This is a genomic window from Klenkia sp. AC732, assembly GCF_979256525.1.
The window spans coordinates 1-11,044 of the sequence record NZ_CEEDOS010000073.1; the positions used below are offsets into that span (position 1 = coordinate 1).

Annotated in this window: 12 protein-coding genes; 6 read left to right on the top strand and 6 right to left on the bottom strand. The window is 74.0% G+C overall.

Translation table 11 applies throughout. From position 1 onward, the window contains the following. Window positions 1-24 precede the first annotated feature (24 nt). The 5 genes from AC0IVP_RS21310 to AC0IVP_RS21330 all read right to left on the bottom strand — a co-directional run bounded on the left by AC0IVP_RS21310 (window position 25) and on the right by AC0IVP_RS21330 (window position 3,543). Window positions 25-441 carry a DUF4395 domain-containing protein gene (locus tag AC0IVP_RS21310; RefSeq protein ID WP_471759201.1) on the bottom strand — a complete coding sequence of 139 codons (417 nt, stop codon included), beginning with the start codon at window positions 439-441 and terminating at the stop codon, window positions 25-27. Window positions 442-657: 216 nt separating this feature from the next. Continuing rightward, window positions 658-1,116, bottom strand: a complete 459-nt coding sequence (locus tag AC0IVP_RS21315; RefSeq protein ID WP_471759202.1) for a thioredoxin family protein — start codon at window positions 1,114-1,116, stop codon at window positions 658-660. Window positions 1,117-1,153: 37 nt separating this feature from the next. After that, entirely contained in the window at window positions 1,154-1,840 is a 687-nt protein-coding gene (locus tag AC0IVP_RS21320) for an LmeA family phospholipid-binding protein (protein ID WP_056289547.1), read from the bottom strand. A gap of 18 nt (window positions 1,841-1,858) precedes the next feature. Next, window positions 1,859-2,680 carry a hypothetical protein gene (locus AC0IVP_RS21325; RefSeq protein WP_471759203.1) on the bottom strand — a complete coding sequence of 274 codons (822 nt, stop codon included), beginning with the start codon at window positions 2,678-2,680 and terminating at the stop codon, window positions 1,859-1,861. After that, window positions 2,677-3,543, bottom strand: coding sequence for an alpha/beta hydrolase (locus AC0IVP_RS21330; protein WP_082556487.1), 867 nt, complete (start codon window positions 3,541-3,543; stop codon window positions 2,677-2,679). Before AC0IVP_RS21330 ends, AC0IVP_RS21325 begins: the two co-directional genes overlap by 4 nt. Window positions 3,544-3,631: 88 nt before the next feature. Here AC0IVP_RS21330 and AC0IVP_RS21335 point away from each other — a divergent pair, with 88 nt between their 5' ends. The 6 genes from AC0IVP_RS21335 to pstB all read left to right on the top strand — a co-directional run bounded on the left by AC0IVP_RS21335 (window position 3,632) and on the right by pstB (window position 9,648). Further along, window positions 3,632-4,384, top strand: coding sequence for a winged helix-turn-helix transcriptional regulator (locus AC0IVP_RS21335; protein WP_056289553.1), 753 nt, complete (start codon window positions 3,632-3,634; stop codon window positions 4,382-4,384). Between the two features lie 22 nt (window positions 4,385-4,406). Next, window positions 4,407-5,339, top strand: coding sequence for a mycothiol synthase (gene mshD / locus AC0IVP_RS21340; RefSeq protein WP_471759206.1), 933 nt, complete (start codon window positions 4,407-4,409; stop codon window positions 5,337-5,339). Window positions 5,340-5,615: 276 nt separating this feature from the next. Next, window positions 5,616-6,707 (top strand): phosphate ABC transporter substrate-binding protein PstS, encoded by a 1,092-nt coding sequence (gene pstS / locus AC0IVP_RS21345; protein WP_235564416.1) that lies wholly within the window; start codon window positions 5,616-5,618, stop codon window positions 6,705-6,707. 106 nt (window positions 6,708-6,813) lie between these two features. Then, window positions 6,814-7,758: a phosphate ABC transporter permease subunit PstC gene (gene pstC, locus AC0IVP_RS21350; RefSeq protein ID WP_082556549.1), complete on the top strand. Its 945-nt coding sequence runs from the start codon at window positions 6,814-6,816 to the stop codon at window positions 7,756-7,758. Continuing rightward, window positions 7,758-8,840, top strand: coding sequence for a phosphate ABC transporter permease PstA (gene pstA, locus AC0IVP_RS21355; protein ID WP_471759204.1), 1,083 nt, complete (start codon window positions 7,758-7,760; stop codon window positions 8,838-8,840). The genes pstC and pstA overlap by 1 nt, the downstream gene beginning before the upstream one ends. 28 nt (window positions 8,841-8,868) lie before the next feature. Further along, window positions 8,869-9,648 carry a phosphate ABC transporter ATP-binding protein PstB gene (gene pstB / locus AC0IVP_RS21360; protein WP_056289567.1) on the top strand — a complete coding sequence of 260 codons (780 nt, stop codon included), beginning with the start codon at window positions 8,869-8,871 and terminating at the stop codon, window positions 9,646-9,648. 114 nt (window positions 9,649-9,762) lie between these two features. Here the strand turns inward: pstB and AC0IVP_RS21365 are convergent. Next, a partial coding sequence (locus tag AC0IVP_RS21365) for an LCP family protein (RefSeq protein WP_471759205.1) occupies window positions 9,763-11,044 on the bottom strand: 1,282 nt, incomplete at its 5' end.

An 11,044-nucleotide genomic window follows, 5' to 3' on the forward strand; every position in this document is an offset into this window, starting at 1 on the left:
GGTGCGGTCTGTCGGGTGGGGCGGTCAGGCGGCGCGGACGGGGCGGGCCCGTCGCGCGAGCAGGTACAGCTCACAGCCGAGGCAGAAGCCCACGGCGGCGTTGAGGAGGGCGGCCACCAGGGCCAGCCCGGTGGCGACGGCGCCCAGGACCGGCGCCCCCGCCAGGTACCCGACGGTCCCCACCAGGGCGAAGACCAGGCCGACGAGCTGGGCGAACCGCGGCGGCGCCTCGGCCTCCCGCTCGGTGACCGAGCCCAGCCGGGGGGCCACGAGCACCCGGAACAGCAGGCCGTAGGGCGCGTACCGCAGGCCGGCGAGACCGCCGACGGCGAAGACCACGGCCTGCACCGCGAGCAGCCAGCCGTTGCCGGTGAGCAGCACGACGACCAGGACGACGGTGGTGACCCACGCGCCGAAGCGCGGGCCACGGACGTCGACCATCGGCCCACCGGTGGCGGGCGGGGACGTACGGGGGTGCTGGGGGGATGTCACGGTGTGGGGCCTTCCGACGGCGGTCAGGGCGCGTCGAGGCGGGTCGTCAGCCTCGTCAGGAGGCGCGACACAGGCAGCTGCCCAGGCGGCACAGGTCCACTGTGCGTCGCTGAGTCAGCAGGGTGCCCACGGCGCGAGGGTAGCAACACCCAGGTCGGGGCGTGATCACGAGGTCCGGACCGCCGGTGCGTGCGCGTCGACGATGGCCGTCAGCTCGTCGGGGCGGGGGGCTCCGCTGCTGCGCCCGAGCACCCGGCCGGACCGGTCCAGGTAGAACAGCGTGGGCGTGCGCCGGACGTCCAGCGCACGCACGGCCTCCAGCTGGCTCTCGGCGTCCACGTGGACGGCGGCCAGGCCGGGGCGGGTGGTCTGCAGCTGCGCCAGCCGGGCCTTGGTCGCGCGGCAGGGCGCGCAGAACGCGGTGGCGAACTGGACCACGGTGAGGTCGGCGTCCTCGGGGCGCACACCCAGCGAGCGGAGCACCTCGGTGTCCCTGGACCCGGTCACGTCGGCCTCCTCCTCGGTGGGGCGGCGGACCGCGCCGCTGCGGGTGCGCAGCCACCAGGCCGCGAGGCCGGTGAGGGCCAGCGCGACGAGCAGCACGACCAGACCCGTCGTCTCCACGTCCCGCCCAACACGACCGGCCTGGTGGGGATTCCCGTCAGCGCAGGACGGTGTCGGTGGCCTCGACGGTGAGGTCCACGCCGGAGTCGGTGGTGGTCAGCCCGGTGAGCTGGAGCCCGAAGGGCAGGGCGGGCACGGTGTAGCGGAAGTCGAGCAGGTCCTGGGCGGCGTCGAGCAGGAAGTCCGGGACGTCGACCCCGGCGCCGGCGGCCTGGTCGACGGTCACCACCAGGTCCTGCCCGTCGAGGGCGACCTGCCCGGCGGCGGTCAGCCGGACCGACTGCCCGAGCACCTCCACGGTCCGGGTGACGCGGACGCCGTCGCCCTCGCGGGACAGCTGGGTGTCCCCGTCGAGCTGGGAGGAGAGCAGCCCCCAGGACAGCGAGGCCCGCCCGTCCACGTGCTCGACCGGGATCTCGGCGACATCGCCGGCGATCACGTCGGACAGCGGCAGCTGCACCCCCTGCAGGGAGACCTCCGCGGTGCCGCCGTCGGGGAGGCCCAGCTGGTCGGCCGTGAGCGCGAGCCGGACGTCCTCGTAGCGACCGCCCAGGGCCTGGGTGAGGAACGGGAACCCGGTGATGTCGACCTCGGGCTCACCGGTGAGCTGTCCGCGCTGGGCCACCTGGGCGGCGACCTGGTCCTCCGCGACCACGACACCGACCCGGTCGGCGGCCACCAGCAGGCCGAGCAGGACGAGGACGGTGATCAGCAGGCCCTTCACCGGGCCCAGTGTCCGGCGTCAGAGGCTGGTCTGCAGCGCCAGGAAGAAGGCCACCGGGGTGGCGGCGGCGAGCGGCAGGGCGGCCTGGACGACGGGCAGCGCCCAGCCCCGCTGCGGGCGCTCGGCGACGACGTAGGACGCCCCCACGGCCATCAGCGCCGCGACACCGCCGATCGCCGCCCCGTAGGTGGCTGCCGACAACGCGTCGACCAGGTCGTCGGGCGAGCGGCGCAGCAGCGCGACGCCGACCCCGGCCAGCACCGCCAGGACCAGGCCGACCAGCCCGCGGGGCACGCCCTGGGCGATCTGCGGCCGGGGCAGCACCAGGTCGACGAGGTGGCCGACGAGCAGCGCCGCGGTCACCACCAGCACGGCGCTGGTGGCCAGCCGGTCGCCGTCCGCGCTGCGACCCAGCGCCAGCAGCACCGACAGGGCGACGACGGCGCAGACCAGCAGCACCACACCGGCCAGCGAGGCCACCAGGTAGCGGCGGGGTGCGGGGCGGGCCATCTGGTGCACGAGGGCCACCAGCAGGCCGGGCCCCAGGACGAGCAGCAGCGACCCCAGCTGGGGGCGCTCGGGCAGGTGCATGAGCAGGTCGGCACCGACGGCGGCGGCGACCCCGATGCCGAGGGACCCGACGAACCCGCGGATGCCGGTGGCGACCACCCAGGCGCCCACCAGCGCCAGCTGCACGACGAGCACGCCGACCAACCGGCCGGTGTCACCCAGGGCGAGCGGGCCGCCGACCAGCAGCGCCCCCGCCACGACGACGGCGCCCGCGGCGGGCAGGTGGTGCGCCCCGCGCGGCAGCTCGGTCTCCAGCGCTGAGTGGCTCACCCGCGCATGGTCCCACCGTCGGTCGCGGACGCCGTGGAGGTCGCGACCCCGGGGGTGCTGCCCGGGACGCGGCCCACGGTGTCCCGCGCCCAGCGGCCGATCCGCTCGGCGAGCGGGCCGGACATCCCGCTCTCGGCGTGCCCCATGCCCGGGACGGTCCAGACGGTGGCAGCGGGCCCGGCGGCCCGGGCGAGTGAGCGGACGTGCTCGAGGGGGAAGTACGCGTCCTGGTCACCGTGCACCAGCAGCAGCGGCGTGGGCGCGATGGAGCTGACCAGCTGCACCGGCGCCGGTGGGCTTGCCGCCCACGGCGGCGCCAGCCGCACGCCCACGACCCGGGAGCCCAGCCGGCGCCCCAGGGTGGTCTCCAGCATCCAGTGCACCCGCCGCATGGGCAGCGTGTCCCGGACGAACCACCGGCTGACGGCGCTGACGCCCACCACGGCGTCCGGGCGCGACGTGCCGATCGCGGCCTGCCGCAGCGCGGCGCCCCCGCCCATCGACAGCCCCAGGCTCACCACGGTCCGCGCCCCGTCCGCCCGGGCGGCCGCGACGGCCGCGTCGACGTCGAGCAGCTCGGGGTCACCGCCCACCCCGGACTCCCCGCCGGAGCGGCCGTGGCCGCGGAAGTCCACGCCCCGGACCTCGCCGAACCGGGACAACCAGGAGGCCAGCCGCAGGAACGGCTGCCGCGCCGTGGAGTTGGTGAACCCGTGCGAGACGACGAAGGTCAGCGGTCGCTCGTCGGGCCCCAGCGGGGCCGGCAGCGCCGCCGGGACGACGATCCCGTGCAACCGGACGCCGTCGGCGGTGCGCACCGTCACCTCGGTCCGCGCGACGGAGAGGGTCTCAGGACGGCGCACGTCCGCTATCCTGCCAACTCACCTCGACACCGGTGTCGAAGGCCGCGCACCACAGGCGACAGCCAGTACGACGTGTGAGGAGATCGACGTGCGACTCGTGCTCATGACGTCCGCCCGGCAGGCCACCACCGAGGTGTTGCCCGCGCTGGGCCTGCTGGCCCACCAGGTGCGGGTCGTCGCGCCGGAGCTGTCCAGCCTGCTCGACGGCGACGCCGGCGACGTCGTCCTCGTCGACGCCCGCCACGACCTGGTCTCCGCCCGCACGCTGTGCGCGCTGCTGTCCTCCACGGGGGTCGCCGCCTCGGTGGTCGCCGTGCTGAGCGAGGGCGGCCTGGTCGCGCTGTCCGCCGACTGGGGCGTCGACGACGTGGTCCTGGACACCGCCGGCCCCGCCGAGGTCGACGCCCGGCTCAAGTGGGCTGCTGCCCGCCGGGTCGCCGCGGCCACCCCGAGCGCCGCCGACGACGGCGGGGTCACCAAGGCCGGCGAGCTGGTCATCGACGAGCACAGCTACTCGGCCAAGCTCCGGGGCCGCCCGCTGGACCTGACGTACAAGGAGTTCGAGCTCCTCAAGTACCTGGCCCAGCACCCGGGCCGGGTCTTCTCCCGCGCGCAACTGCTGCAGGAGATCTGGGGCTACGACTACTTCGGTGGCACCCGCACCGTCGACGTCCACGTCCGCCGGCTGCGCGCCAAGCTGGGCACCGAGCACGAGGCGCTGATCGGCACCGTGCGCAACGTGGGCTACAAGCTGGACCAGCAGGTCGCCGACGCCACGGCCGCGGCGAACACCGCCGCCGAGACCGCCGTGCTGTCCGACAGCCGTTCCCCGCTCGCCTGAGACGTCCGTCCTGAGCACCCCCCTGCCTCCCGTCCGGGACGTCGACCGGCTCGCTGCCGACGACGTCCCGGCGGTGCTGGGGCTCCTGGCCGCGGCCACCGCCGCCGACCGGGTGCGCCCGGTGTCGGAGGAGGCCGAGCTCCGGCTGCAGCACGGCGGCCCGGGCGAGAGCCGGGACCTGCTGGCCGCCCGGGACGGCGCGCTCGCCGGCTACGCCCGCTTGGAGGTCGACGGTGCCGAGTGCGAGGCCGAGCTGGTCGTCGCACCGCCCGCCCGCCGCCAGGGCGTGGGCAGTGCACTGCTCACCCGGCTCGAGGAGCTCGCCGGGGACCGCCCGCTGCGGGTGTGGGCGCACGGCGAGCTGCCGGGGTCGCGTGAGCTGGCCACCGGCCGCGGCTACGACCGGGCCAGGACCCTGCTGCAGATGCGCCGCCCGCTGGCGACCGTGGACCCCGATCCCCGCCCGGCCCTGCCGGCCGACGTGGTCGTCCGGGCCTTCCGGCCCGGGGTCGACGAGGACGCCTGGCTGCGGGTCAACTCCCGAGCGTTCAGCCACCACCCCGAGCAGGGCGGCTGGACGGCCCAGGACGTCGCGCTGCGGGAGGCCGAGGACTGGTTCGACCCGGCCGGGTTCCTGCTGGCGTGGCGGACGGCGTCCGACGGCTCCGAGACCCTGCTGGGCTCGCACTGGACGAAGGTGCACCCGGCCGGCGAGGTGGCCGAGGAGGCCGTCGGCGAGGTCTACGTCCTCGGGGTCGACCCCGACGCCCAGGGCATGCGGCTGGGCCGCGCGCTGACCGACCTCGGGCTGGCGCACCTGCGGGGGCTCGGGCTCACCGACGTGCTGCTCTACGTCGAGGAGGACAACACCGCCGCGGTGTCCCTCTACGGGTCCACCGGCTTCACCCGGTTCGCCGTCGACGTCTCCTGGCGACGGGTCCCCACCTCCAGCTGAGCGGTGCTCCCGCACGACCCCCGGGGTCCTCTCCAGGGTGACAAGGAGCACGCCGTGTGACCGCCGCGCCGTCGTTCACCTGACGGACGTGATGCGTCCCTCACCCCGTCGACGAAGCTCCGGGGCGCGTTCACCTCCCGTTCACCGATGCACCCGGATCCGTCCACCTCGCCTCCTTAGCGTCCTCGTCTGTTGGAACCCCACCGCCCGGCACCGACGTCCGGGCACCCACAGTCGAAAGGCACTGAGTTGAAGCTCAGCACCAAGACGCGCGCCGTGACCCTGTCTGCGGCGTTCGCCAGCACCCTCGCGCTCGCTGCCTGCGGCGCCTCCAACGAGGGCGGCGGCTCGACCGACGCCGCCGGTGGCAGCAGCAGCGAGGAGCAGCTGAGCGGCACCCTGGTCGGTGCCGGCGCCTCCAGCCAGCAGGCCGCCATCCAGGGCTGGACCGCGGGGTACTCCTCGCTGCAGCCCGACGTGACCGTCAACTACGACCCGGTCGGCTCCGGCGGTGGCCGTGAGCAGTTCCTCGCCGGTGGCACCGACTTCGCCGGCTCCGACGCCCCCCTCGACGACGAGGAGCTCGCCACCGCCGAGGAGCGTTGTGGCACCGACGGCGTCTTCGAGCTGCCGAACTACATCTCGGCCATCGCCGTGGTCTACAACCTGCCCGGCGTGGACGACCTGAACCTGTCCCCCGACACCCTGGCGGGCATCTTCACCGGCGCCATCACGACGTGGAACGACCCGGCCATCGCCGGGGACAACCCCGACGCGCAGCTGCCCTCGACGTCGATCACCCCCGTCCACCGGGCCGACGACTCGGGCACCACGAACAACTTCACCGACTACCTCTCCCAGGCCGCGCCGTCGGTGTGGACCGAGGAGCCGGACGGCGAGTGGCCGCTGGAGGGTGGCGAGGCCGCCAACCAGACCTCGGGCATGGTCTCCGCCGTCACCGCCGGTGAGGGTGCGATCGGCTACGCCGACGAGTCCCAGGCCGGCGACCTCGGTGTCGCCAACATCGGTGTCGGCAGCGAGTTCGTCGCTCCCTCCCCCGAGGCCGCCGCGGCGGTCGTCGAGGGCTCGGAGCTGGTCTCCGGGCGCGGCGAGTTCGACTTCGCCTACGAGATCAACCGCACCACGACCGCCGCTGACGAGTACCCGATCGTCCTGGTCAGCTACCACGTGGGCTGCATCTCCTACGAGGACGCCACCCAGGCCGACCTCGTGAAGTCCTTCATGGGCTACGTCATCAGCGAGGACGGCCAGCAGGCCGCGGCCGACGCCGCGGGCAGCGCGCCGATCTCGGACACGCTGCGCGAGCAGGCGCAGACCGCGGTCGACGCCATCACCTCCGGCAGCTGACCCACCCCGCTCCACCCGGCCCGGGGGTCCACACGGACCCCCGGGCCGGCGCACGACCCCCACCCGATCCCCTGAGATCACGGCCTCGAGCCGAACGGAGCACGTGGTGACAGCCACCGACGCACCCCCGACCCGCCCCCGCCCGCGGCAGCAGCCCGGCGACCGGGTCTTCGCCGGCAGCGCCAAGGGCGCCGGCATCCTGATCCTGGTCATCCTGGCCGGCGTCGCGATCTTCCTCATCACCGAGGCGTTCCCGGCGTTCACCGCCGACAGCGCCGACCTCCCCGGCGGCGAGGGGCTCTTCTCCTACGTCGCCCCGCTGGTCTTCGGCACGCTCATCGCCGCGGTCCTGGCGCTCATCGTCGCCACCCCGCTGGCCGTCGGCATCGCGCTGTTCATCACCTACTACGCGCCCCGGCGGATCGCCGCGGCCCTGGGCTACGTGGTGGACCTGCTGGCCGCGATCCCCAGCGTCGTCTACGGCTTCTGGGGCATCTTCGCCCTGGCGCCGGCGATGGTGCCCTTCTACGGGTGGGCCGAGGACAACCTGGGCTTCCTGCCCTTCTTCGCCGGCCCCGCCTCGGCCACCGGCCGCACGATGCTCACCGCCGGGCTGGTCCTCGCGGTGATGATCCTGCCGATCATCTCGGCCATCTCGCGCGAGGTCTTCAGCCAGGCCCCGGCCCTGCACCGCGAGGCCGCACTGGCCCTGGGTGCCACCCGCTGGGAGATGATCAAGATGGCGGTGCTGCCCTACGGCAAGTCCGGCGTCATCGGTGGCGCGATGCTCGGTCTGGGCCGGGCGCTGGGCGAGACGCTGGCGATCGCGCTGGTGCTCTCGGTCTCCGGCGGCATCACGTTCAACCTGATCTCCTCGTCGAACCCCTCGACGATCGCGGCGAACATCGCCCTCCAGTTCCCCGAGTCCACCGGGCTCGCGGTCAGCACGCTCATCGCCAGCGGCCTGGTCCTCTTCGTGATCACGCTGCTGGTCAACATGCTGGCCCGCTACGTCGTCAACCGCCGGGCCGACTTCTCCGGAGCGAACTGATGTCCACGTCCACCCCGCCGCGTCCCGACATCGCGCCCCCTCCGCTGGACGAGGCCGTCCGCAGTCACAAACAGCTCCCCCGCTTCGGCGGCTCCGGCCTGTTCGCCGGCGGCGTCGTCCTCGGTGGCCTGCTGTCGGCACTGACCGGCTTCAGCTGGGCCCTGCTCGTCGTCTACGGCGTCGTGCTGGGCACGCTGGCGGTCTACGTCGGCTCCCGCGCCGTCGAGGGCAAGCGCAAGGCCACCGACCGGCTGGTGACCTGCCTCGTCGTCTCCGCGTTCGGCATCGCGATGGTGCCGCTGGTCTCGCTGGCCTACACGGTCATCAGCCGCGGCGCCGCCCGCTTCGACGCCACGTTCTTCAGCAACTCGATGGTGGGCGTCGTCGGCGAGGGCGGTGGCGCCTACCACGCCATCATGGGCACGGTGATCATCACCGCCCTGGCGGCGGTGATCTCGGTGCCGATCGGCCTGCTGACCGCCATCTACCTCGTCGAGTACGGCACCGGCCGGCTGAAGAAGGCCATCACCTTCCTCGTCGACGTGATGACCGGCATCCCCTCGATCGTGGCCGGTCTGTTCGCCTACGCCCTCTTCGCGCTCTTCTTCGGCCCCGGCGTCCGCCTGGGCGTCGGCGGCGCCGTCGCGCTCTCGGTGCTGATGATCCCGGTCGTCGTCCGGTCCTCCGAGGAGGTCCTCAAGCTCGTCCCCAACGAGCTGCGGGAGGCCGCCTACGCCCTGGGCGTACCCAAGTGGCGCACGATCCTCAAGGTCGTCGTCCCGACCGCCATCGCCGGCCTGGGCACCTCTGTCACCCTGGCCGTCGCCCGCGTCATCGGGGAGACCGCGCCGCTGCTGGTCATCGTCGGCATCACCGCCGCGACCAACTTCGACCCGTTCGACGGACGGATGGCGACGCTGCCCGTCTACGCGTACTACCAGCTGACCCAGCCGGGGGTCCCGCCGCAGTTCGGGATCGACAGGGCCTGGACAGCAGCGCTCGTCCTGATCATCCTCGTCATGGCCCTCAACGTCGTGGCGCGCCTGATCAGTCGTTTCTTCGCCCCCAAGACCAGTCGCTGACCGAAGAACCAGGAAAGAGAGACCACTCATGGCCAAGCGCATCGACGTGTCGGACCTGGACATCTTCTACGGCGCCTTCAAGGCCGTGGAGGGCGTCAACGTCTCGATCGAGCCGCGCAGCGTCACCGCGCTGATCGGCCCCTCCGGCTGCGGGAAGTCCACCTTCCTGCGCTCGCTGAACCGCATGCACGAGGTGATCCCCGGCGCCCGCGTCGAGGGCAAGGTCGTCATCGACGGCCAGGACCTCTACGGCTCCGACGTCGACCCGGTCGACGTCCGCCGCCAGATCGGCATGGTCTTCCAGCGCCCGAACCCGTTCCCGACGATGTCGATCTACGACAACGTGGTGGCCGGCGTCCGGCTCAACGCCAAGAAGATGAAGAAGTCCGACCTCGACGACCTGGTCGAGAGCTCCCTGCAGGGCGCCAACCTGTGGAACGAGGTCAAGGACCGGCTCTCCCGTCCTGGCTCGGGCCTGTCCGGTGGCCAGCAGCAGCGGCTGTGCATCGCCCGGGCGATCGCCGTCCAGCCCGAGGTCCTGCTCATGGACGAGCCCTGCTCGGCCCTGGACCCGATCTCGACGCTGGCCATCGAGGACTTGATGACGGAGCTGAAGGACCGCTTCACCATCGTCATCGTCACGCACAACATGCAGCAGGCCGCCCGCGTCAGCGAGCAGACCGGCTTCTTCAACCTCAACGGGGTGGGCCAGCCCGGCCGGCTCATCGAGTTCAACCCCACCGAGAAGATCTTCAGCAACCCCGACCAGAAGGCGACCGAGGACTACATCTCCGGCCGCTTCGGGTGACCTGACCCCACCGCACCGCAGAGGGCCCCGCCGACCACTGTTCGGCGGGGCCCTCTCGCGTCCGGGCTGCTCGCCGCTGTCCCGGCGTCCGGGCTGCTCGCCGCGGTGCCGCCCTCAGCTGCAGGCGGCGGGAGCAGCCGCGACCGTGCCGGCCGCTGCGGCAGCGGCGGGGTCGGCAGCCGGGTCGACGGCCGGCGCGGCCGGCTCGGGCAGCCGGCTGTCCTTGATGACGGCGTCGAACACCAGCCGCGCGGCGTCGCCGTCGAGCAGGACGTGCGCGGTGTCGCTGCCGACCGGCACGTAGCCGAGCTCGGTGACGGGCACCCCGGTGCGTGCGACGGCGTCGGCGGGCAGGTCGCCCAGCGTGGTGGCCAGCGCCCGGACGTCGGCCAGGGAGGTGTCCTCGTCCAGGGTGAACGCGTCCGCGGCGCGGGTGAGGAACGTGGTGGAGGCGACCGGGTCCACCAGGTGGCCCACCGACAGCGCCGACCGCAACGTGGAGGTCAGCACCAGCTGCTCCCGCTCGGCGACCGCGACGCCGGTGAGGTCGGGACCGGCCGTGCCGGCGGTCAGCAGGCCCGTGACGTCGTCCCCGCTGAGGTCGCTGGTGCCGGCGTCCAGGGCGAGACCGGAGACGGTCGCGTCCAGCGGGGCCGCCAGGCACACCTCGACGCCGCCCAGCGCGTCGACCATGCCGGGCAGCCCGGCCAGGTCCACGCCGAGGTAGTGGTCGACCCGCAGGCCCGAGAGCTGCTGCACCGCCCGCACCAGGCAGGAGGGGCCGCCCCGGAGCAACGCGTCGGCCAGGGACCCGGTGGTGGGGTCGCGGACCTCGCCGTCGCTGCCCCGGCACTCCGGGGTGTCCACCAGTGCGGTCGGCGGCATGCTGACCAGCACCGCCCGCTCGCGGTCGGCGGACACGTGCACCAGCAGCGGGCTGACCGAGGCCGGGCCGGACGCGCCGGGCACGCCGGTGCCGACCACGAGGTAGGTCTCGGTGCCCTCCTGCAGCTGCGGGGCGAGCACCTCCGGGGCGTCCGGGGTCAGTGCCGCGACCCGCTGGACGGAGCGGTCGACGGCGAAGTAGAGGCCCACGTAGTAGCCGCCGACCAGGGCGACCAGCACGGTGAGGACCACGACGACCCGACCGAGACGGCGCCGCAGCGGGCTCATCGCGGCCCGGCGCTCGGCCCTCGTGGGCGGTGGCGGCTCGGCGGCCGGGGCGTCCCGCCCGGGGATGGGGGGCAGCGGCGCCAGCGTCCTGGGTGCGCGGCCGGGCAGCGGCGGGACGGGCGTCGCGTGCCGGACGCCGTCGGCGCCGGGCAGTGGGGGGACCGGCGCGGACGGGCGGGCGCCGTTCGCGCCGGGCAGCCGCGGGACGGGCGCCGAGTGCCGG

Bases quoted from the DNA above. Each gene is read 5' to 3' on its own strand.
- AC0IVP_RS21310 (WP_471759201.1), bottom strand. From the start codon at position 441: ATGGTCGACGTCCGTGGCCCGCGCTTCGGCGCGTGGGTCACCACCGTC.
- pstB (WP_056289567.1), top strand. From the start codon at position 8,869: ATGGCCAAGCGCATCGACGTGTCGGACCTGGACATCTTCTACGGCGCC.
- pstA (WP_471759204.1), top strand. From the start codon at position 7,758: ATGTCCACGTCCACCCCGCCGCGTCCCGACATCGCGCCCCCTCCGCTG.